Source organism: Paraburkholderia sp. UYCP14C, from assembly GCF_004197395.1.
Lineage (GTDB): Bacteria > Pseudomonadota > Gammaproteobacteria > Burkholderiales > Burkholderiaceae > Paraburkholderia.
On sequence record NZ_SELS01000011.1, the window covers coordinates 87,701 to 109,353 of the forward strand.

17 protein-coding genes are annotated in these 21,653 nt (G+C 65.8%); 4 read left to right on the forward strand and 13 right to left on the reverse strand.

All coding sequences use genetic code 11. The features are described 5' to 3' along the window. The first annotated feature begins 85 nt into the window (after positions 1-85). Complete coding sequence (locus tag EVC45_RS12825; RefSeq protein WP_129958348.1) at positions 86-1,432, forward strand: DUF2325 domain-containing protein; 1,347 nt, start codon at positions 86-88, stop codon at positions 1,430-1,432. A 33-nt stretch (positions 1,433-1,465) separates the two neighbouring features. Here EVC45_RS12825 and EVC45_RS12830 read toward each other — a convergent pair whose 3' ends face one another. The 7 genes from EVC45_RS12830 to EVC45_RS45590 all read right to left on the reverse strand — a co-directional run bounded on the left by EVC45_RS12830 (position 1,466) and on the right by EVC45_RS45590 (position 7,101). Further along, the gene (locus tag EVC45_RS12830) at positions 1,466-1,873 is read right to left on the reverse strand and encodes a winged helix-turn-helix domain-containing protein (protein ID WP_373683017.1); all 408 of its coding nucleotides are present in this window, start codon (positions 1,871-1,873) and stop codon (positions 1,466-1,468) included. 51 nt (positions 1,874-1,924) lie between these two features. Then, on the reverse strand, positions 1,925-2,488 hold the full coding sequence (locus EVC45_RS12835) for a nitrogen fixation protein NifQ (protein ID WP_129958349.1): 564 nt from the start codon (positions 2,486-2,488) through the stop codon (positions 1,925-1,927). Between the two features lie 27 nt (positions 2,489-2,515). After that, complete coding sequence (locus tag EVC45_RS12840) at positions 2,516-3,955, reverse strand: nicotinate phosphoribosyltransferase (protein WP_129958350.1); 1,440 nt, start codon at positions 3,953-3,955, stop codon at positions 2,516-2,518. A gap of 98 nt (positions 3,956-4,053) precedes the next feature. Beyond that, positions 4,054-4,653, reverse strand: coding sequence for an isoprenylcysteine carboxylmethyltransferase family protein (locus EVC45_RS12845; protein ID WP_248295111.1), 600 nt, complete (start codon positions 4,651-4,653; stop codon positions 4,054-4,056). Between the two features lie 312 nt (positions 4,654-4,965). After that, entirely contained in the window at positions 4,966-6,168 is a 1,203-nt protein-coding gene (locus tag EVC45_RS12850; RefSeq protein WP_129958351.1) for an AAA family ATPase, read from the reverse strand. A 185-nt stretch (positions 6,169-6,353) separates the two neighbouring features. Further along, entirely contained in the window at positions 6,354-6,635 is a 282-nt protein-coding gene (locus tag EVC45_RS12855) for a hypothetical protein (RefSeq protein WP_129958352.1), read from the reverse strand. Positions 6,636-6,885: 250 nt separating this feature from the next. Further along, positions 6,886-7,101: a hypothetical protein gene (locus EVC45_RS45590; protein WP_168991463.1), complete on the reverse strand. Its 216-nt coding sequence runs from the start codon at positions 7,099-7,101 to the stop codon at positions 6,886-6,888. A gap of 864 nt (positions 7,102-7,965) precedes the next feature. On the opposite strand from EVC45_RS45590, the gene EVC45_RS12860 reads away from it, so the two are divergent. Together EVC45_RS12860 and EVC45_RS12865 are read left to right on the forward strand one after the other, a co-directional pair. Further along, the gene (locus EVC45_RS12860) at positions 7,966-9,393 is read left to right on the forward strand and encodes a sigma-54 dependent transcriptional regulator (protein WP_129958353.1); all 1,428 of its coding nucleotides are present in this window, start codon (positions 7,966-7,968) and stop codon (positions 9,391-9,393) included. A 416-nt stretch (positions 9,394-9,809) separates the two neighbouring features. Next, positions 9,810-12,455, forward strand: coding sequence for a mechanosensitive ion channel domain-containing protein (locus EVC45_RS12865; RefSeq protein ID WP_129958354.1), 2,646 nt, complete (start codon positions 9,810-9,812; stop codon positions 12,453-12,455). Between the two features lie 68 nt (positions 12,456-12,523). Here EVC45_RS12865 and EVC45_RS12870 read toward each other — a convergent pair whose 3' ends face one another. From EVC45_RS12870 to EVC45_RS12895, 6 genes are all read right to left on the reverse strand, one after another. Continuing rightward, the gene (locus EVC45_RS12870) at positions 12,524-14,785 is read right to left on the reverse strand and encodes an ATP-dependent DNA helicase (RefSeq protein ID WP_129958355.1); all 2,262 of its coding nucleotides are present in this window, start codon (positions 14,783-14,785) and stop codon (positions 12,524-12,526) included. Continuing rightward, complete coding sequence (locus EVC45_RS12875) at positions 14,782-16,551, reverse strand: VRR-NUC domain-containing protein (RefSeq protein ID WP_129958356.1); 1,770 nt, start codon at positions 16,549-16,551, stop codon at positions 14,782-14,784. The genes EVC45_RS12870 and EVC45_RS12875 overlap by 4 nt, the downstream gene beginning before the upstream one ends. A 69-nt stretch (positions 16,552-16,620) precedes the next feature. Then, positions 16,621-17,205, reverse strand: a complete 585-nt coding sequence (locus tag EVC45_RS12880) for an LUD domain-containing protein (protein ID WP_129958357.1) — start codon at positions 17,203-17,205, stop codon at positions 16,621-16,623. After that, positions 17,192-18,595, reverse strand: a complete 1,404-nt coding sequence (locus tag EVC45_RS12885; RefSeq protein ID WP_129958358.1) for a lactate utilization protein B — start codon at positions 18,593-18,595, stop codon at positions 17,192-17,194. The genes EVC45_RS12880 and EVC45_RS12885 overlap by 14 nt, the downstream gene beginning before the upstream one ends. Further along, a complete protein-coding gene (locus tag EVC45_RS12890) occupies positions 18,592-19,335 on the reverse strand; it encodes a (Fe-S)-binding protein (RefSeq protein WP_129958359.1) in 744 nt (247 codons plus the stop codon). Before EVC45_RS12890 ends, EVC45_RS12885 begins: the two co-directional genes overlap by 4 nt. A gap of 193 nt (positions 19,336-19,528) precedes the next feature. Beyond that, complete coding sequence (locus EVC45_RS12895; protein WP_129958360.1) at positions 19,529-20,521, reverse strand: LacI family DNA-binding transcriptional regulator; 993 nt, start codon at positions 20,519-20,521, stop codon at positions 19,529-19,531. A 362-nt stretch (positions 20,522-20,883) separates the two neighbouring features. On the opposite strand from EVC45_RS12895, the gene EVC45_RS12900 reads away from it, so the two are divergent. Beyond that, complete coding sequence (locus EVC45_RS12900) at positions 20,884-21,651, forward strand: sugar phosphate isomerase/epimerase (protein WP_129958361.1); 768 nt, start codon at positions 20,884-20,886, stop codon at positions 21,649-21,651. Positions 21,652-21,653 lie beyond the last annotated feature (2 nt).

Below are 21,653 nucleotides of genomic sequence, written 5' to 3' on the forward strand. Positions count from 1 at the left end.
AATACATCGACGACGATGAACTTGCAGTGAACGGGTGCCGCGCACGCGTTCGGCACGACTGATACGAACCGGATTCGAGACCGACATGCAAACGCCCCCGTTTCCTCTGGCTCAGCCTCAGCGCATCAAGCTATCCGGCGACGAACTGGCGAGCACCGGCATCCGCGCGCCGCACGACGCGTGCTGCTCGCCAGTCAATGCAGCGCCGGCGAACGTCAGACGACGCACGCGTCTGGCCGAACTGGACTGTCATCTGCACTGCTCGATCATCGGCACCTGTCTGAGCACGCACGAATTGCGCAAGCTGGTGCCGAAATTTGCCGACCTCGATCGCCACGACTCGACCGACCTCCAGATCCACCACACGGCGGTTGAACTCGCGATCGCCGGCGGCCCGGGTGCGAAGGCGCTGCACAAGCTGCTCGACGAACGCTATGCAATCGCGATCCGCCGCTTCGACAACGCCGCCGACGATACCGAGCTACTGAAGCTATGGGACGAAGCGCTCAAGAACGGCGACATCCCGCCCGCTTACTGGGCGCTGATGACCCATCCGCTCGCAACGATGCCAGTCCGCCAGCAGGCGTTCGGCGACTTGCACATGCTGTCGCATCTGGTCGGCGCGGCCAATCGCGCGGACATACGCCGGCTCGTTGCGCTGGAGGAAGAAAACGCCGCGCTGAAGGAGAAAATCGAGCGCCAACAAAGCCGCATGCAACATCTATGCATCGAGCGCGATGCGTCGATCGCGGCGCTCAACGAACAGATCGCGCGACTGCAAGCAAACCCGTTGCCCGCTGACACCATCGGCCTCGAAGCCCAGACGCAGCAACTGCGCGAGTGGCTCGCCGTCGCCGATCAACGCGTGGCGCTGCATACGAGCCGGCGCGAGGCGGCCGAGCAACGTATGCAGCAGGAACAGGACGCGGCTGTGGCGCTGCGTCACAGCCGCGATCAGGCGCTTGCGCTGCTCAAGCTCGTGCAAAGCGAATGCGATGCGCTCGAACGTGCGACCGTCGAGGCCGCCGATGCCGCGAACGCCACCGGCCCGCGCCGCGCGAGCCTCGTCGGCGTGCAGGGCAAACGGATCATTTACGTGGGCGGACGGCCCGGTTCCAATGCCGCGCTCAAGCGGCTCGTCGATGCGGCCGGCGGCGAACTGGTCGTGCATGACGGCGGCATCGAGGATCGCAAGGGGCTGTTGGCCGCCGCGCTGCCGGGCGCGGATATCGTCGTGTTTCCGGTTGATTGCGTCGATCACGATTCGATGTCCACGCTGAAGCGGATCTGCGAGCGTCATGAAATCGACTATCACCCGCTGCGCACGGCGAGCGTCGCGAGCTTCGTCGAGTTGATCGCGCGGCTGCATCCCGAGCACGTCGCGCAGCTTCGCAATCCGCCGCCTTCGGCGTTCTGTTTGCGGCACGGCTGAACGCGCCTGTCTCTCAGGCGTGAACGAAGCCCTTCACGGGCGAATCAGTTTCATCAGCTCGGCGATCTGCTTCGCGCAGCTTCGCCGCGCCTCTTCCTCGACGTCGCGATACAGGCGGATGATGGTTTCGCCGACCGGCGTCAGCGTGCAGCCGCCGCCGCTCTGACCACCCTGCTCCGAATGCGTGGCCGGCGACTTCAGCGAGCGGTTCAGCTCGTCGATCAACAGCCACGCGCGCCGGTACGACATGTCGAGACTGCGTGCCGCCGCCGAGATCGAACCATGTTCGCGCACCGCTTCGAGCAGATCGACCTTGCCTGGCCCGAGTGCAACCGCATCGCCGTTGCGGATGCGCATTCTGAAGCGCACTTCGGGACGCGTCTTCGTGGACTTCGTCGCCGTAGCGGCTCTGGTTTTCGCGGGTTTTACGGTGTCGGTCATGCGCGCAAGCATACACGAACGGTTTCGCGGCGCCACCTCCCGGGATGCGCGTCAAAGCCGCCCCGGAAAGCAGTAGCCGTAGTCTTCGCAGCCCGGGCAACCCGGCGCGGGTCCCGGCTCCTGGCCCAGAGAAAGCGCGCATTGCGCGGCGAGGAATTTCTTCCAGCGCAGGTTATCGACGTTGCGCGCGACCAGTACCGGAAAGTAACGCGTGAGCATCCACGTCACTTCATCGCGGCCCGCGAGGCCGAGGTCGCGCCATAGATGATCCGGGCGCAAACATGCATGAGCGATGATCGTCGCGAGGCAATGCGCGTCGTCGGGATGAACCGCGCTGCTCGCGTTCGCGACGAGCAGCGCGTGCAGTGCGTGGACGAAGTTCGCGTGTTCGCTGGGAACCACCGAAAGCGGCAACGCAGGAATGCGCGCACCAACGAAGTGCCTCGCTAGCAGCGCGCGCCATGCGTGCGCTTGCAGGCCGAGCAACGCGAGTTCATTGCGATCGTCGCGCGCGGAGATCAGTCTGGCGAACAGACGCGTATCGGCACACCCGGGTTCGGCGGCCTCGCCCAGCCATGCGCACATGCAGTCGGAGCTCAACGGATCGTCAGACATGGCTGAACCCGCGTGAAGAGAAATGAATCAAGCCTCGTACGCATACGCGCGGCCTCGAATCTCGGCCAGCGACGCATCCACCAGCAAGCGGCCCGCATCGAACACCGTCTCGAGCGCTTCGTCCCACTCGCCCGCCACCGTGCGCTCGTCCCACACGACCGGCAACTTGACCGTCCGATACTCGCCGCTGCGGCGATGGCGCAGCAACGTGAGCCGGCCTTTCATCGAGCGCTTGGCGTGATCCGTGACCGGATCCTTCGACACATCGTGCCACGTGTCGCCTAGCCGGATCGCCGAGCACTTCATCGCGAAGCGCTGCGTATCGCGGTTGATCTGCTGCAAGAGCGCGCCACCCATGCCGAACACGATGTTGTCGGCGGCGAAGCCGGCCTCGTCCATCGCGGCGAGAATCGCGACGATCGAATCCGGGTTCACGCCGTCGCCCTGAATCACGCGCACATGGTCGAGCACACGCCGCCCCTTGCTGTTCGTCTGCGAGCCGAACGACGCCTCCAGCGAGCGCAGCGTGTGCAGGACGATCGTGCATGGATCGCCGGAGTCCGGGCGAATCACGAGCGTGCCGCCGGCATCGAGCACGGCCTGCTTCAACTCGCCGCCCCAGGCGTTCAGCGCGGCGAACAGGTCGTAGGAATCGGACACCACCGATACGATCGCGCCCGGCTTGCCGAAGCGGGCGATCATGTTGCGATACGCATCGACTTCGCGCTCCCGGCCCCATGACGTGATCGTGCTGTGCTCCGCCGCCGGCACGGAGAACGCCGCCATGCTGTCGTGATAGTAGTGATTGGCCGCAACCACGCCGAGCACCGTATCCGAGCCCATGAAGCTGACCAGATGCGCCGCGCCGCCGATCGCCGCCGACTCCGCGCTCGACACGCCGCGCGCGCCGAAATCATGCAGCTTGAACGGCAGTTGCGACAGGTCGTCGCTACTTTTCAGCAAAGACTCGCGGATCGTCTGGCGCAGATGCCAGCTTTGCGTCGCAACCGTGATCGGATACCAGACGCGCATCAGCATCGTCTCCAGATACGACGCGAGCCAGAACACTTCGGGGTCGCCGCATTCGACGGTGACGAGCACGTTGTGGGTCGGCACGACCGAGCCTTCCGGCACCGCGCGAATCCGCACGGGAAGATGGCCGCCGTATTGCTGCACGACGTAGCGCCAGCCCGCTTCGTTGAACGGCTCGCCGTGCGCGCCGAAGAAGGCGCGGGCCTGGTCGATCATCGCGCCGGTCACCGGCCGGCACAGGTATTCCTTCAGCAGCATCTGCAAGCCGAAGAACAGCGTGCGCCCGTAACGTCCGCCGCGCGATTCGATGTACGAGAACATCCCCGTCGCGTCGGGCGGATATTGCAGATAGTGCGATGCCTTGTACGAATCCGTATTGAGAATCGGATTGGCCAGGATCGACGCGAGGTCGCTGAAACCCTGTGCGTTTTGCATGGACGGTGCTGCGCTCACGTGATTTTCCCGCTTGATTGACCGGACGGCGTGAACCTGCCCGTCGCTTTCGAAACTCTGACGCCGCCGCTCCAGACCCTTCAGAATATGCCGGGGATGACCCTGTATCTCACCTTACTACGGTATGCGCGATAGCGCCCGTCGTCGGACAGCAGCTTCTCTTCGAGCATGATTCGACCGACCTGCAGCGCGAACTGGCAACCATAGACGATCATGTTGCCGATCCCGAAGTTCACGAGCAGAAAGCCGAGGTCCAGCAGAAAGTAGCCGAGATACATCGGATGCCGCACGAAGCGGTACGCGCCGCTCGCCACCACCCCGCGATTGGCCGGCAGGATGCCGAACGACCTGCGCAGCGACACCTTCGCGAACAGCTCCCAGAAAATTCCGAACAGCTGCAACGCGGCACCGGCCGTTTCAGGGATCAGTTGGACGCCGGGCGAAAGCCGCACCGCCAGAAAGTAGAACGTGCCGCCGACCGCCAGCACGAACGCGAGCGGCGTCCAGTCGCGCCGGCTCGGCACGCGCGCGAACAGCGACAAACCCACCGTCACGAATGCGCCGACCACGAGCAGCAGCAACGTGATGCGCGTCGGCTCCGCGAGCCAGCGCCCGACCGCTTCGTAGGCGAAGATGCTCAGCAGCAGCGCCGCGGACCCTCGCGCGACGATTTCCACCAGGGCTTCGCGCGCGTCGAGTGTCGCGAGCGTGGGCTGAAGATCATGAGCGGCGGGCTTGACGCGTCGGACGGGGCAGTTCGATCCGCTCCGGACATTCCCGACGCTGCGCCCGTACGTCCGGTTGCGCCGGGCGAATGGATTCCGGTCATGGATGACTCGCTTTTGCATACGCATGATTTTTCTGTCCGGCGACGCCGCGAGCGCCGCGCGAAGCGCATCTGATGGGCGGTACGCCAGTCTCCCAGTCGTCCGAGCGCGGCAGCCGCACCGGATGTGCTTCCGATCGCGGGCGGTAGCCGGCAAGCAGTCGACCTAGATCCCGGGCTTCAATTGCGGCGGCTGAGTCGGCCACGTTGCCAGCAGCCGGCCGAGCATGCTCCTGCGGCGCTCGGCACCGGCAGGCCACAGCATCTTCGCCAGCAGGACGATGCCTTGCGCGAGCCCGCTGTCGCGCGCGCACGTGACGATCGGCACGCCGCGACTCAGCGCGTCGTCGACGTGCCGATCGTCGCGCGGCAGTTGATGCGCGACCTTCGCGCCGAGCGTTCGTTCGAGCATCGGCAGGTTGATCTGCGCATCCTTGTCGTACTGGTTGACGACGATCCGCACCTTGCTGGCCGGATGTCCGAGTTCGCGGAAGATATCGAGCATGCGGCGCGCGCCATGCAAATACAGCGGGTTCTGCCGCACCACCATGCAGATCGCGTCGCTGTGCGCGAGCGCACGGATCGTCAACGGATTCAGGCTCGGGCCGACGTCGATCAGCACCGCGTCGTAGCGCTCGCGCACCAGTGTCAGAATCCGCTCGAGTTGCCCGGGCAGCAGTTCGGCGGCCTTCAACGGATCGCCTGCGCCGGCGAGCAGATCGAGGTTCGGGCGCACGTGCATCGCGCACGCGTCGAACAGTGCCGCGTCGAGTTGCTCGTTGCGCGAGCACAGATCGGCGAGCGTCATGGGCGGCGGGCGATTCGCCATCAGCAGGCTCGCGTCGGCGAACTGCTGGCTCAGGTCGATCAGCAGCACGCGCCGCTCCCGCTGCGCGGCGAGCGCGCACGCGAGGTTGACCGCGATCAGCGTGGTGCCGCTGCCGCCCTTGCTCGATGCCAGCGTGACCACGCGCGCGCCGCGCCGTTCCGGCTCGCGGCGCCAAGCCTCGATCTGCGCGAGCGCATCGGCGACGGCCTGACGATCGAGCGGCCACGACAGCACATGCCGCACGCCGGCGCGCAGCGCCGCGCCGATCAGAGCGGTGGACGGCGCCGGCGTCACGAGCATGCAATGTAGGGTCGGCGCGCAGGCGAGCGTTTCCTCGATGCCGTCGAGTCCCCGGACGTTCAGATTGGCGTCGTCGACGATCAGCAGGTCAGCGCCGCGGACCATGCGCAGATGCATCGGCAGTTGCCGGGCCGAACCGTACGCGGTGTGCAGCCGGTAGCGCACACCGCTCTCCTCGAGCCGCACGACGATGCGCTGCGCGTTTTCGATGCTCGCGGCAATCAGGAAGATGTCGATCATGGCAGCTCTGCGGCGCTTGGCGCGTCATGCGCGGGTTTTTATTCAAGTCGTCTGTTCACGATCGGCGACGCAGACTTCGGCGCAGGCGCCCTACCACGGCGCCCCTCCGTGAAAGCCCTGCGCCGGCGAACGATGTTATCGAGTCCGCTGTGCGGCCGTCGTGAGACCCCGCCGAGCGCCGGGCATCACGCGTCGGTGTCACCGTCGGTTTCATCGTCGTCGCGCCAATGGACTGCGCTGCGCTCGGCACGCGCCGGCATGTCGTACAGCGCATCGCGCAGCACGCCGTGGCGGATCTCGGCCTGCGCGCGGCGCTCGAGCGCCTCGGCGACGACGAGCGTCAGCAGATCGACCGACGAACCCGCCGACTGTGCGAAAAAGCGCGCGCGCGACGCCGCGACATAACGCCGGTAAATGCGCCCCGTTCCCTCCGATGCGGCCGGCCTGCGATTCAGTTGTGGTTTCATGACAGCCCCCGATTTCGATCAGATTTGCGCCAGGTCTCGCCGTTTCGTCGCGGCGCCCCGGCCACTGAGCCAGGTCGCCGTGCCCGCGCCAACCCACGGACACGGCCCCTGGTTCACCTCGTACATTCGTCTCTCTGTGGAGACTATGGCCTCTCTTCCCGCTTCATCGCGCCGGGCGGTCCCGGTCCGGCGCTGCCCCTTCCCTTTGCGGCGCGTCGCTCGCAAAACGTTGCCAGCGCGCTGCCTGTCGTTATCGCCAACCTTTTCGCGTCGTCAGGACAAAAAGTCGAAAAGGAAAAACAGCGAAGTCGATGTCCTTTTTTCGTCCGGTTTTGAATGGCCGCCATTCCGGTCCGCCACTCACCCGCTTTTCTGACGTATTTAAGAAGGCCTCGCCGCGCGCTCCCGCAAACACCTGATGGCTTCCCCGACCTTGTCTGCGAGTGACATTTTTACCGCTGGTCATTTTTTAATCCGGTTTTCCCCGTACCGTCGACCAGGCGGCAAAACATTTTTCTGTGCAGACCTTATTGCAACGGTTATGCCAACTCGCGTTCCAATCGGTAAGGCGCCCGCCAAAGCTTCACGCCACCGTGAAATCGGTTTGCTTTTGACGCGGCGCGAGCCTGCCCGATTTTTTGACGCGGCACGCATTGATTCGTTTCTGACACGCCAATTCACCGCGCGCTGGCCGCGAAGCGGGTGCGCCGCCCCGTCCCACCGGCCCGCCGGGCGGCCGCGATGCCGGCCGCACGCGGCTTTGCCGCCCCTTCCGGTCGGCGAAGCAGCCCGCCCGGGACGGCAAAGCGCATTCGTCTCGTGCCGTCCAATCTGTCGCAACTATGAAACATGACGGCTCGCGCCCCGTCCGTTTTAGTCACGCCTTAATACCAGGGCAATTGCTGCGAAATGTGCGATTCCTCGCATAAGCGGTCTTGACCGCTTATTCATTAGTGATCCGTGTTAATCCGAAAACAACACGCATTGTTCATCCATGTTTCTTTGTCTGGCACTTTCAGGCGCTTTAGCTTATCGTTAGGCCATGCGCCAATCAGAGCGCTGGTATCAGGTCAACGTGGCAAGCCACGGTTCAAGTGGTTTTCACGATTCGGGGATAAAGTCACAGGGCAGTTTCAGCAATGAACGAGAGTTCGCCGCCATTGCATGAAGCGGTCCGCCATGCAGCGCGTTCCGGTTCGCGCCGCGCTTGCAGTGTGTCCCTTGTTCGTGAGTGCTGCTGCCGTGAATGTGTCGCAGCCGGAGTGCCGCGACTGGCCGCCTGAATCTCACTACGTCGCACAGCAGTCCTGAGGAACGAACGGGGGGAACCATGACTACGACTTGCACGCCGGCCGACATGGAACGCACGGTTCTGTACGTGGCGAACGCGCCCGACCAGAAACTCGTCGAGTTTCTGGCCGCGTCGGGATGGCAAGCCGTGCACGCAAAGAGCACGGCCGTGGCCGAACGCATGATCGAACGCGGCAACATCAAGGTCGGTCTGGTTCAGCTGCCCGCAGATTGCACGTCGCAGCAGCTCTCCGCGCTCGCGCTGTGCATGCGCCGCGTCGAAACCAACTGGGTCGCGCAGATCGTCCCGGGCCAGGCCGACAACGAGCTGGTCGGCCGCTTCATCCTCGATTACTGCTTCGACTTCGTCACGCAGCCGTGGCTCAACGAGCGGCTCGTGTTCGCACTGGGGCACGCGCACGGCCTGTCGAGCCTGCGCCAGCCACGCGTCGCGCCGGAACCGTCGCTCGGCCGTCACGGCATGGTCGGACAATGCGAGCCGATGCAGCAGCTCTACCGGCGCATCGACAAATGCGGCGTGACCGACGCGCCGGTGTTCATCGCGGGCGAATCGGGCACCGGCAAGGAGCTGACCGCTCGTGCTATTCACGACCGCTCGCCGCGCGCGGGCCGCACCTTCGTCGCGATCAATTGCGCGGCGATTCCGCCGAGCCTGCTGCAGGCCGAGTTGTTCGGCCACGAGCGCGGCGCGTTTACCGGCGCGCTGCAACGCAAGATCGGCCGCATCGAGAGCGCGCATGAAGGCACGCTGTTTCTCGACGAAATCGGCGATATGCCGCACGAGTGCCAGGCGGTGCTGCTGCGCTTCCTGCAGGAAGGCACGATCGAGCGGCTCGGCGGCAACGGTCCGATCAGCGTCGACGTGCGCGTGATCTCGGCGACCCACGTCGATCTGGAGCGCGCCGTCGAAGACGGGCGTTTCCGCTCCGACCTCTATCACCGGCTGTGCGTACTGCGCCTCGTCGAGCCGCCGCTGCGCGAGCGCGGCGGCGACATCAAGCTGCTCGCCAATTACGCGCTCAGCATGTACAAGCAGGACGGCGCGCGCAAATTGCGCGGGCTGTCGAGCGACGCGATCGTCGCAATGTCGAACTATCCGTGGCCCGGCAACGTGCGCGAGCTGATCAACTGCGTGCGACGCGCCGTCGTGATGAGCGAGGGCCGCTTCATCACCGCGAGCGACCTCGGTTTACCCGAGGCCGACAATGGCCCGGCGGTCACGCTGGCGGAAATCCGCAGCAAAGCCGAAAAGGACGCGATCGAAAGCGCGCTGCTGCGGCACGGCTACAAGCTGTCCGACGCGGCGGCCGAACTCGGCATCTCGCGCGCGACGCTGTACCGGCTGATGCACGCGAACCGGCTGCATCAGGAGCCGGCCGGACGCGGCGCGAGCAGCGGCCCCGATGCCGACGACGAAGCCCAGCGGCACACCTCGTCAGTGGCATGAGCGCGGATTTAAGCGTTTTTTGCAGTGAACGCTTAGCAGCGCACGATCATCGCGATTGATTATTCCGGCCTTACGACATCCTGTCGGCGCGTAGCGTAGCCGTTCAGGCTCCCGCGCCACGGCCCCAGCCTTGTCACCCGGCAAGCGGCCTCCCACCTGCTGTGCCGTCCCGCCTAAAGGGCGCTCCGGGCAGGCTTTCTGCCGCCTTCGACAGGCCTGCCCGCCGGCATAGGCTATCCTGTCGCATCAACGCCACGCCCGGCGGGCGCCGTCCTCGCGGCCCTTTCGCCCGTCCGGCGGGCCTCCGCCGCAGGAACTTCGCCCCCCCGGCCCTTGTCGGTCCCGGGTCGCCCGGCTAAATCAGCCCCACGTTCCGGCGCCATCGTCCGCACTGGCTTCATTCCGCTTTACACCCTATGCAAAAATTTCTGCGTGCCTGTTTTTTGATTTTTCTGCTCGCCGGCGCGGCGCCCGCCTTCGCCGCCGCGCCGCAGCCCGCCCACCCTACGTCCGTCGCGCCCGCGTCGGACGCCGTGACCCTGACTCCTCAGCAGGCCCGCGACGCCCTCGCCGTGCTGAACGACCCGAAACGTCGCGCGCAAGTCGCCGATACATTGCAGGCGATCGCCGCAGCCGGCGCTTTGAGTGCGCCGCCCGCTTCCGCGCCGGCGGCGGTGTCGGCGCCGGCCGCCGCCAGCGGAGCCGCCTCGCTCGTGCCGACTGCGTTCAAATCCAATGGTCTCGCCTCGCAGATCGCTCGCCAGGGCGCGCATTACGCGAGCTATCTCGCGACCTCGCTGCGGGGCTCGATCGGCGCGCTACTCGACGTCGCGTCGGTGCGCGCGTGGTGGCACTGGCAGTTCGCCAACCCGCACGCGCGCATGGTGCTGTTCCAGGTGCTCTGGTCGCTGCTCGCCGCACTGATCCCCGCATTGCTGCTCGAATGGCTGGTGCGGCGACTGCTGCGGCGCGCCTATCGGGCGATCGCCGCGCGCCGCGAAGCCGCGCAGCAGGATGACCACGACAGCGTGCCGCCGCCCGCGCACGGCGCCGCCGGCTCTGCGCCGACCAGCACGCCGCCGCTGCCCGCGATGTCGTCCGTGCCGGCGGTGCTCGAAGCGGAAGCGCAGGCCGTCGCGACTGGGCCGGCCGCGCCGTACGCGACGCCATCGGAGAAAGGCCGCGCGATCGAAGCCGAAGGCAAGCGCAACGCGACGCACCACTGGACGCTGCTGCAACGTCTGCCGCGCGCGCTGCTCATCACGCTGGTGCGGCTCATCCCGATTGCCGCGTTCGTCGCCGCGGCGAGCGCGCTGATCTCGCTCGTCGCCGACGACGGCACGCCGCAGGACCGCGCGCTCGATTCGCTGATCGACGTCTACGTGGTGTGCCGCTGCGTCGTGATCGTCGGCGCGTTCTTCCTGCAGCCGAACGCGCCGCGTCTGCGGCTGCTGCGCATGGGCGATGCGTGGGCCAGCTACATACTCGACTGGATCGTGCGGATCGTCAGCGTGGTCGGCGCCGGTGTCGCGCTTGCCGAGGTCGCGCAGGCGCTCGGCATGAACGACGCCGCGCATCTCGCGCTGCTCAAAGTAGTCGCGCTCGTCGGTCACGTGATGATTTCGATCCTCGTGTTGCGCTGCGCGAAGCCGGTCGCCAACCGGATTCGCAATCGCTTTGCCGCGCACGAGTCGTTGCAGATGTTCGGCAATGCGTTCGCCGATGCGTGGGCCTGGGTCACGGTAACGATCGTGATGGGGCTGTGGTTCGTCTGGGCCTTCGACGTGCGGAACGGCTATCACGCGCTCGTCAATATCGGCGGCATGACGCTCGCGGTCCTGATCGGCGCGCGGCTCGCGTCGATCGTGATCTTCGGTGCGCTCGCGCGCCTGTTCCACGTGCAGGACGAAGAGTCGCGCTCCCTCGTGCATCAGCACGCGTACCGATACTATCCGGCGCTGCGGCGCGTGATCGGCTGGATCCTCGGCATCGTCACCGCGCTGGTGCTGTTGCAGGCGTGGGGCGTCGACGTCGTCGATCTGTTTCGCAGCGGCACGATCGGGCACCGGCTCGCATCGGCGCTCGCGACGATCGCCGTGGCCGCGGTCATCGCGCTGGTGGTGTGGGAGGTGGTCAACGTGTCGGCCGAACGCCGCCTCGACAACTGGACGAGCCGCGGCGATCTGGTGCGCGCCGCGCGTCTGCGCACGCTGATGCCGATGCTGCGCAGCGCGCTGTTCTGCGTGATCGCGCTGATCGTCGTGCTGACCGGCCTGAGCCAGCTCGGCGTGAACATCGGGCCGCTGCTCGCGGGCGCGAGCATCTTCGGCGTCGCGCTCGGCTTCGGCTCGCAGAAGCTCGTGCAGGACTTCATCACCGGCATCTTCCTGCTGATGGAAAACGCGATGCAGGTGGGCGACTGGGTCACGCTCGCGGGCGTGTCGGGCACGGTCGAATATCTGTCGATTCGCACCGTGCGGCTGCGCGGCAGCGACGGCTCGCTGTTTACGGTGCCGTTCAGCTCGGTGTCGACCGTGAACAACACGAATCGCGGTATCGGCAATGCGGCGGTGCGCGTGAACATCGTGTTCGGCCAGGACGTCGAGCGCGCGATCGACACGCTGAAGGAAATCGGCGCATCGCTGCGCGCGGACGACAAGTTCAAGGACGGCATCCTGTCGGACTTCTCGTTCTGGGGTGTCGATGCGGTCGACGGCTCGGCGGTGACGCTGGCCGGTCAGATGCAATGCCGCGATACGTCGCGCTGGGGCGTGCAACGCGAGTTCAACCGGCGCATCCTCGAGCGCTTCAGCGACCTCGGCATCGAGATCGCGAATCCGCAGCGTCATCTGCTGACGTGGGACCCGGCAAGCAAGGCCAAGGTCGTGACGGCCGTGCCGCGCGTGCGCCAGGGCGGACAGCCGGATGGCGACGCCGCGCGCGACCACCACGCTGCGCACGAGGGCGACGCGCCGCTGGACGATCAGATCCCCGTCGATCCGCGCCCGGCCGGCGGCCCCGGTACGCCCGGCAATCCGGGCTCGACGTCGCCGCACGTTTAAGGCGTGATGTTTGAGGCGTGACGCGGCTGTTGCCGCGCACGTAGAAGATTCGCCAGCGCGGCGCCGCGCTAGCGAACTTGCCACCAGCGCGGCAACAGCCGCCGCACCTCCGGCCTGCGAAAGCGGTCGTCGATCAGATGCACGACGCCGCGGTCCTCTTCGGTGCGAATCACGCGCCCCGCCGCCTGCACGACTTTCTGCAATCCCGGATACAGGTACATGTAGTCGTAGCCGTTGCCGAAGCGCGCATCGAGCGTGCGGCGCATCTGCTCGTTGACATCGTTGATCTGCGGCAGACCGAGCGTCGCGACGAACGCGCCGATCAGTTGCTGCCCGGTCAGATCGACCCCCTCCGAAAACGCGCCGCCGAGCACCGCGAAGCCGATGCCCTGACTCATCGTCCTGAAGCGCGCGAGAAACGCATCGCGCGCGGCTTCGTCCATGCCGGGCTCCTGCGCCCACACCGGCAAGCCGGGATGCCGCTCGCGCAGCAGCGCGACCACGCGTTGCAGATAGTCGAAACTGCTCAGGAACCCGAGGTAATTACCAGGCTGGGTGTCGTACTGTTTCGCGATCAGCTCGACGATCGGCGCGAGCGAGCGTTCGCGGTCGCGCCAGCGCGTCGACACATGAGCAGCCACGTGCACCTGCAACTGCTCCGCGCGAAACGGTCCTTCGATGTCGAGCCAGTGCGTGTCGTCGGCGAGCCCAAGTGTATCGCGATAGAAGTGTTGCGGATTCAGCGTGCCGGAGAACATCACCGTGGTACGCGCGGCCGCATAGCGCGGCGCGAGAAACGGCGCGGGGATGACGTTGCGCACGCATAGTGCCGCACTGGTTTTGTCGCGCGGCGCGTAGCGGTCGGCGCTCAAGGTCACGTCGAACATCGAGTGCTCGCCGAACTGCTCGGCCAGCGCGACGAAGTGCATCGCGTCGAAGAAAACCCTCAGCGCGTGTTCGTCGATCGACAGCGGCGCGTCGGCGAGCTGATCCGTTACCGCGCCGATCAGATTCTGCGCGGCGGACAGCAGTTTGCCGGGCACCTCCGCATATACCTGATAGCTCGCCGTCTGAGCACGCTTCACCGCATTCCACTCGCGCTGCAAGCGTTCGAGCGGCTTCTTCAGCGCCGCCGGCGCGCTGCTGCGCGCGAGCCGGAACGCGCTTTGATCGAGCGACGCGGTATACATGCGGCGCGCGCGTTCGAGCAGGTTGTGCGCTTCGTCGACCAGCACGCCGACGCGCCACTGGTTGATCTGCGTGAGCGCGTACAGCATCGCGCTGCCGTCGTAGTAGTAGTTGTAATCGCCGACGATCACATCGGCCCAGCGCGCGAGCTCCTGCGCCAGATAGTACGGACAGACGTCGTGCGCGAGCGCGGCCTCGCGCACCGCCGCGCGGTCGAGCCGCGGCGTCGCCAGCGCGGCTGCGCGCGCCGCATCGAGACGGTCGTAAAAGCCGCGCGCGAGCGGACAGGACTCGCCGTTGCAGGCTTTGTCCGGATGCTCGCAGGCTTTGTCGCGCGCGACGAGTTCGAGCGTTCTGAGCGGCAGTGGCGCCGCCTGATGCAGCGAGTCGATCGCATCGAGCGCAAGCGCGCGGCCCGGGGTCTTCGCGGTCAGAAAGAACACCCGATCGAGCCGGTCTTCGCCACAGGCTTTCAGCAACGGAAAAATCGTCGCCAGCGTCTTACCGATGCCGGTCGGCGCCTGCGCCATCAACGGCTTGCCGTCGCGCGCCGCGCGATACACGGCCACCGCGAGCTCGCGCTGCCCACTGCGAAACTGGCCGTACGGAAACTGCATCGCGACGAGCGCCGCATTGCGCGCGACGCGATGCGCGTCTTCCTGCAAGGCCCAATCGAGAAATCGTTCGCACTGGTCGACGAAGAAGATTTCGAGCTCGCGCGCGCTGTGCTGCTGCGTCAGCACGGTTTCCTTCTGACTGCCGATATCGAAGTACACCAGCGCGACCGTCAGCTCGCCGAGCCCGCGCGCCCGGCACAGCAGATGCCCATAGACGAGCGCCTGCGCCCAGTGCAGCACGCGATGATTGGCGGGCATGCGAGCGAGATCGCCGCGATAGGTCTTCACTTCTTCGAGCCGGTTGGCGGTCGGATCGTAGCCGTCCGCGCGGCCGCGCACGGTCAGACTGCGATGCGTGCCCGTCAGCGTGAGTTCGGTTTCGTAGCCGCTCGCGCGGCGGCCGGCGACCATCTGATGACCGGCGATGCCTTCGAGCGAAGTCGGCGCGGGCGTGAAGCGCAGATCGAGATCGCCGCGCCGCGCGGTGAATTCGCACATCGCGCGCACGGCCACCACGTAGCTCATACGACCCGCTCCGCTTCGGCACGCGTCGCGACGTCCGCTTCATTCTGCGCCTCCTGGCCGGCCCAGCGCACGTCGACGACGCGCACCGGCATGCCGTGTTGCACGCAGTACGCGAGCCAGCGAATCTGGTTGTCCTGCAGACGATCGCCGGGGCCTTTCACCTCGATCAATTCGTAGCGACGCTCGGCCGGCCAGAACCGGATCAGGTCCGGCAAGCCCGAGCGATTGCCGCGAATGTCGCGCAGCAAGCGCTCGAACCACAGCTTCAGATGCGCGGCGGGCAGACAGTCGAGCGCGAGCGCGACGAGCTCCGGCGTCAGCAGTCCCCAGAACACGAACGGCGACTGCATGCCGGCCTTGTCCTGCAGATGACGCAGAATCGTGTCGCGATAGACCCCGCTGTCGAGCTGCGCGAAGCATGCGGCGAACTGCGCGGCGCGACGCGCGTGAAAATCCGGCGCGTGCAGATCGGCCGGTCCGCGCTGGAACGGATGAAAAAACGCGCCGGGCAGCGCCGCGAAAACCGGCTCCCAGCACAGCAGACCGAACAGCGAATTGATCAGCGCGTTCTCGACGTAGTGCACCGGCGCGGCGTCGCTGCTCAGATGATCGCGCACCACGTATTCGACGGCCACCGGCGTGTCAGGCTTCGGCAGCACCAGCGTGCCGCGCTCCACAGGCCGCGGCGCTGCGGCACGCGCCGCCGGCTCGCCGCATTTGCGCCGCAAGCGCGGCAACATCCGGGCGACGCGCTGCGCCTCTTCCTCGCTCTCGGGCGTGGCGTCGGCCTGCGAGGCCAGCGCGAGCGCTTCGCCGTAACGCTCGCTGCGTTCGAGCACGCGCATGCGCCGATGACGGGCGCCGGGCCATGCGCAGGCGTCGTACACCGCGAGCGCGATGTCCCACTGCGCGCGCCGCTCGCAATCCTGGCCGATCCGGAACAGCAGTTTCGCGCGGCGCGTTTCGAGCCACGGATTCGCGGTGCCGATCGAGCGAACGGTTGCGATCAGTTCGTGAAGGGGGGCGGTGTCGTTATCTGCCGGCAGCCATTCCAGCGCTTCGCGGCACGCGTGCAGCGCGAGATAGACGTCGACGTCAGCGCGTTGCTGGAACGCGCGCGACGACGGGCCGAACGCGACCTTCTCGTACTGGAACACGCCAACATCGGCAAGCACGAACTCCGACCAGTCCTGATGCAGATTGCCGAAGAACATCAGCCGCAAGCGATCGCACAACGGCGCGATCGCGACGTGCAGCACGCGGTCTGTCGTGGTGTCGTGCCACGCGGCGAGCGGACGTGATGTGCGCGCAGGCTCTTCGCCGCTTTCAGTTGCGTAAAACGCGCGCAGCGTGGCGAGCAGATCGGGTTTGCGCAATGCCTTTGCGCCGGGAATCCGCGCGATCGCGTCCGCGAACATGTCCATCAATTGCGCTCGCGTGCTGAGCGCAAACAGATCGTCGAGAGACAGAGCGGGCTCGGTGTCGATCCAGCGATGCACCGTCATCGGCATCGCCGCCTGCAACGGACAGCCGATCTCGTCGTAACTCAGGCGGCTCGCGCGAAACAGCATGCCCTTGCGCATCAGCATGCGCACCAGCAACGCCCGCGATGCCTGCGGCAAGGTCGCGAAAGTTTCCAGAAAGGCGTGCTCTTCGTCGTCGAGCAGGTCGTCGTAACGCGCGGCGAGCCACGCCAGCGCGCGTTCGAAATTCAGCAGGTAGTAAGGGACGTCAGAGCGGATCTCTGAGCGAGCGTCGGTTGCCACGGAGTTTTTGCAGAACCTGTATGTTTATACAGTGATGATAGCAAAGTCCGGCGCGGCAACCGCCGCAGTTCAGCCCGCGAGCCACACGACCGTCAGCGAACGCACGCCCTGCGCGCCGCGAATCAGTACGCCCTCGATATCGGCGGTCGCCGATGGTCCGGTAACGAGCGCCGCGTAACGCGCGCTGTGGAAATCGTCGCGACGATAGACGTCTTGCAGTCCATCGAGCAGCTGCGTCGGATCGAGCAGCACCACCAGATGCTGGACGATGTAGCCCAACGCGTTGACCACATATTCACGCTCGCTGAACCACACCGAGCCGGTTTCGGCGACGCCGAAGCGCGCCCGCACCACACCGACGTCGACGTCCTGCAGCGACGCGGGGTCCGTATCCGCGCCGATCGCGCGCGTGCCCGGCACTTCGGCGCTCGCCGACGCAATCGATGCCGCCGCGCCAAAACGTTCGCGAATCATTGCGCCGACGTCGCGCGCGCTTGTTGCTTCGACACAGGTGCCGCCCATCGTCTGCAACGCCGCCGTGAAACGCGCCCGCAGATCGCCGCCAACCGCATCGAATAGCGGCACGTCGGGACGCGGCCGCGCGTCCGGTTGCGCGGCGCGCACTTTGGCGAGAAAAGCCTCACGCGTTGTCATCGCCGCCTCCGCGATTCTTCTTGTACCAGGCATGAAAAGTCATCTTCGGCGCTTCCGGCAGTTCGCGCTGCCGGCCCCAGATATTCAGCGGGTTGTACAGCACGAAATTCGGCAGCCGCCGCAACGCGCTGCCCATCGACGACACCGTCGCGCGATACAAGGTCGGACTCGATAGCAGACGCCCCGCCATCTTCAGTACCTCCTGTTTGACGAACGGCACTTCGTGCTGCTCGGCGATCACCGCGCGCCACTTGTAGATCTGCTCGTGAATGTTGATCTTCACCGGACACACGTTCGTGCAACTGCCATTGAGTGTCGACGCGAACGGCAATGCGCTATAGCGTTTCAGATCGTATGTCGGATTGATGATCGCGCCGATCGGCCCCGAATAGGTGCCGCCATACGACAGTCCGCCGCTGCGCCGATAGACCGGACACGTGTTCATGCACGCGCCGCAGCGTATGCATTTGAGCGAGTACCAGAAGTCCTCCATCGCGAGCCGCTCGGAGCGGCCATGATCGACGAGGATGAAGTGCATCTCGGTGCCCGGCCGCGGCGCACGAAAATGCGACGTGTACTGCGTGATCGGCGAACCCAATGCGCTGCGCGACAGCATGCGCACGAACACGCCGAGATCCGACACCCTCGGGATCAGCTTCTCGATCCCGATCGATGCGATATGCAGCGGCGGCACGTTAGCCGAAAGATCCGCATTGCCTTCGTTCGTGCAGACGACGACCGTGCCCGTCTCCGCCACCGCGAAATTACAGCCGGTCATGCCGGCCGTTTTCTCGCGCACGAAATACGGCCGCGTATTCATGCGCTGACTCTCGGCCAGGTAGTGGATGTCGCTATTCGCCGGATCGGTGCCGATGGTGCGGCCGAACAGCTCGGCCACGTCAGCGCGCAGCTTGTGCACCGCCGGCACGACCATATGGCTCGGGTCCTGGTGATCGAGCTGCTGGATGCGCTCGCCGAGGTCCGTCTCCATCACGGTAATGCCGCGCGGTTCGAGATACTCGCGCATCCGGCATTCGTCGGTGAGCATCGACTTGCTCTTCACGAGCGTCGTCATGCCGCGCCCGGCCATCAGTTCGTGGACGATCGCGTTGTGCTCTTCCGCGCTCGCGGCCCAATGCACGACCACGCCGTTGGCCTCGGCCGCCGCCGCGAACTGCTCCAGGTAGTCGGCCAGATGCGACAGCGTGTGTTCCTTGATGCCCGACGCCAACGAGCGCAAGGTTTCCCATTCGGCAATGCCGTGCGCCTGCGCGTCGCGCTTCTCGCGCAGGTCCCACAGACGTTTGTCGTGAAACGCGACATGCTCGGTCTTGCTAATGAAAGACCCCGCGGCTTTCGCGTGATCGATGCGCTGGTGGTCGCCGCTCATGCGCGTGCTCCATTGAGAACCTGCGCGATATGAATGAAGCGCGCGTCGGCCTTCATGCGTTCCGCGCAACCCTGCTGGTGCATCAGGCACGACATGTCGCCCGAAACGATGTACTCGGCGCCCGCATTCAGATGGTCGCGCACCTTGTCCTGGCCCATGCGCACCGACACCGCTTCTTCGGTGACCGAGAACGTGCCGCCGAAACCGCAGCATTCGTCGGGCCTCGCGGGCTTCACGAACTCGATGCCCTTCACGCCTTCGAGCAACGCGCGCGGCTTCGAAAACGACGGACCGGCGATTTCCGACGCCGACGCCTGCTTCAGATGACGCAGCGCGCTGCAACTGGTGTGCAGGCCGACGCGATGCGGAAACTCGGCCCACGGAAATTCGCGCGCGCCGATCACGTCGTGCAGAAACTCGACCAGCTCGTAGGCGCTTGCGCGCACTTTCTTCACTTCGTCGGTCTGCTCGAGCGCGGTCAAATGTTCGCGCACATGATGAATGCAGCTCGCGGACGGACCGACGATGTAGTCGTAGCCGGCGAAGTTGCGCGCGAACAGCCGCTCGGTGGCAGCGGCATCCGCGTGTGCGCCGCTATTGGCCATCGGCTGGCCACAGCAGGTCTGCTGCTGCGGATAGTCGACCTCGATGCCGAAACGTTCGAGCAGTTCGAGCGTCGCGATACCGACCTCGGGATAGAACGCGTCGATAAAGCACGGGATAAACAGTGCGACTTTCATAGGCTCTTCAGGAAAAGCGGCGGGGACGATGTCGGTTGACCGGTGCGGCCTGTTTGGCCGTCTTGGTCATGTTGGTCTGACCAAGACTATAAAAAAGTCCGTTGATGGTGTCAATTCGGATAGCCGGCGTCGCGCGTCAGCGTTTCCGTGTATCCAGGTTAGCGCCTGGAAGGCATCCCGACCGACCGACCGCTCAAACCGACTCCCGCAGCACCAGCCGATGCTGCAGGATGCGCGGCGCGGGGCGTTCGCCGTCCAGCAGTGCCAGTAGCATTTCGGCCGCCGCGGCGCCCAGTTCGACCATGGGCTGGGCCACGGTGGTGAGCCCCGGCTCGAAGATGTCGGCGATGGGCACGTCGTCGAAGCCCATTACCGCCACGTCGTGCGGCACCCGCCGGCCGGCCTTGCTGAAGCACTTGATCGCGCCGATCGCCAACGTGTCCGACACGGCGAACACCGCAGTCGGCGGATCGACCACCGCCAGCAGACTTGCCGCCGCCTGGCTTCCGGCGGCGTAACTATTGTCGCCAGTGACACAGACAAGCTCCGGCGCAGGCGCGAGGCCGGCGCGCAGTAGTGCTGCCTCGTAGCCCTCGCGGCGCTGACGCGCATACAAAAAGCGCTCATCGCTGGTGATGAAGCCGATGCGCCGGTGGCCTTTATTGATCAGGTACTGCACGGCATCCGTAGCGGCCTGGCGGTGGTCGATGCTGACATAAGGCACATCGCTTCCGGGCAGGAATTCCGAACAATTGACCCACGGCTTGCCATTCGCCGCCTCGCGCCGGGCTGCCTGGTCGGACATGGGCACGAGATTGATGACGCCGTCGCTCAGACTGCCGACCAGCGTCGGCAGCGACGCGTCCGCCGTGCCGCTCCAGGCTTCCAGGTCCGCCGGAAGCAGCGTGTAACCGGCCTGGCGACTGACCGCGGCGGCCCCGCGGACGATCTCGGCGTAATAGGGGTTGGCGAAATCCGGCATGAGCATCAGCAGAATGCGACTCTGGCCGGTACTCAGGCTGCGGCCGAACGGATTGACCCGGTAGTCCAGTGCGCTGACGGCTGCCTCAACCCGCTGCCGCGTGGCCGCCGACACCGGCTTGGTGCCGTTGAGCACACGCGACACCGTGGCGATGGACACGCCAGCCTCGCGGGCAACGGCTTCGATAGAGGGTTTGCTTCGCATGGTGTGGGTTCAGGCGGCGGCGTACCCGTCGCCGACGGGGAGGTAACAATTCTAGCACCGTCGGGAAAATATTTTCCTATCACGCGCTACCGGACCTCGAATCTGAGCTGGGATTCTGACGTAGCTTGCGGGAGAGCACGCTGTTGCCGCAAACCGCAGTTTTATACAATCCGCATCTCGAGCGTCTTTGCGCGTACTCGTGTTTGGGCCGATCCCTGCCGGCCTGGGGTAAAGCCGTGTTCCACAGAAACGGGAAAGCGCTTACCTTCTGATCTGCACGCAGTTCCGCAGCGGTCGCTGTTCGCCACCTGAGCAACTTGCCATCCGCGCCGCATCCCCCTTGACTCTTTGGATTGACGACCATGAATCAAGCCTTGCCCATTTCCATCCAGATTTACAGCCTGCGTAAAGCGGGCGACCTAGACCGGCAGTTCGACATTGCAGCCCAAGCGGGATTTCGCCAGGTGGAGCTGATCGGGTCCTTGCTGGAAGATGCGGCCGACACCCGGAACAAGCTTCAGGCGCACGGCCTGCGCGCCTCCTCCAGCCATCTCAGCATGACCATGCTGCGTGAGCGTCTGGACGACGTAACCGCAGCGTGCGAGACCATCGGGTTCACCCAGTTGATCATGCCCGCGGTGCCGCCAGCCGAGCGCGACAGCGACGCCGCCTATTGGCGGGCGCTCGGCACCGAGCTGGGCGAGTTCGCCCATCGGCTGGCCGATCGGGGCATCGCCCTCGCTTACCACAACCATGATTGGGAACTCCGCGCCAAGGAGAACGGCGTAACGGCGCTGGAACTGCTGTTCGAATCAGCCGGGGAAAGCCCGCTCGGCTGGCAGGTGGATGTGGCCTGGCTCGTGCGCGGCGGCGCCGATCCTCTGCCATGGCTGCGCCGCTACACGGGCCGCGTGGTCTCGGCCCATGCGAAAGACCTCGCGCCGACGGGTGAAAAACTGGACGAGGACGGCTGGGCCGACGTGGGTCACGGCGTGATGGATTGGCCCACGCTGTCCGCGGCCTGCCGCGCAGCGGGGGCGCGTTTCCTCGCCGCCGAGCACGACAATCCCAGCGACGCCGAACGCTTCGCCCGCAATGCCTTTGCCTATCTGCACCAGCTCGGAGCCTGATC

Bases quoted from the DNA above. Each gene is read 5' to 3' on its own strand.
- EVC45_RS12855 (WP_129958352.1), bottom strand. From the start codon at position 6,635: ATGAAACCACAACTGAATCGCAGGCCGGCCGCATCGGAGGGAACGGGG.
- EVC45_RS12880 (WP_129958357.1), bottom strand. From the start codon at position 17,205: ATGACAACGCGTGAGGCTTTTCTCGCCAAAGTGCGCGCCGCGCAACCG.
- EVC45_RS12895 (WP_129958360.1), bottom strand. From the start codon at position 20,521: ATGCGAAGCAAACCCTCTATCGAAGCCGTTGCCCGCGAGGCTGGCGTG.
- EVC45_RS12890 (WP_129958359.1), bottom strand. From the start codon at position 19,335: ATGAAAGTCGCACTGTTTATCCCGTGCTTTATCGACGCGTTCTATCCC.
- EVC45_RS45590 (WP_168991463.1), bottom strand. From the start codon at position 7,101: ATGACCAGCGGTAAAAATGTCACTCGCAGACAAGGTCGGGGAAGCCAT.
- EVC45_RS12860 (WP_129958353.1), top strand. From the start codon at position 7,966: ATGACTACGACTTGCACGCCGGCCGACATGGAACGCACGGTTCTGTAC.
- EVC45_RS12870 (WP_129958355.1), bottom strand. From the start codon at position 14,785: ATGAGCTACGTGGTGGCCGTGCGCGCGATGTGCGAATTCACCGCGCGG.
- EVC45_RS12865 (WP_129958354.1), top strand. From the start codon at position 9,810: ATGCAAAAATTTCTGCGTGCCTGTTTTTTGATTTTTCTGCTCGCCGGC.
- EVC45_RS12885 (WP_129958358.1), bottom strand. From the start codon at position 18,595: ATGAGCGGCGACCACCAGCGCATCGATCACGCGAAAGCCGCGGGGTCT.
- EVC45_RS12825 (WP_129958348.1), top strand. From the start codon at position 86: ATGCAAACGCCCCCGTTTCCTCTGGCTCAGCCTCAGCGCATCAAGCTA.
- EVC45_RS12840 (WP_129958350.1), bottom strand. From the start codon at position 3,955: ATGCAAAACGCACAGGGTTTCAGCGACCTCGCGTCGATCCTGGCCAAT.
- EVC45_RS12850 (WP_129958351.1), bottom strand. From the start codon at position 6,168: ATGATCGACATCTTCCTGATTGCCGCGAGCATCGAAAACGCGCAGCGC.
- EVC45_RS12900 (WP_129958361.1), top strand. From the start codon at position 20,884: ATGAATCAAGCCTTGCCCATTTCCATCCAGATTTACAGCCTGCGTAAA.
- EVC45_RS12835 (WP_129958349.1), bottom strand. From the start codon at position 2,488: ATGTCTGACGATCCGTTGAGCTCCGACTGCATGTGCGCATGGCTGGGC.
- EVC45_RS12830 (WP_373683017.1), bottom strand. From the start codon at position 1,873: ATGACCGACACCGTAAAACCCGCGAAAACCAGAGCCGCTACGGCGACG.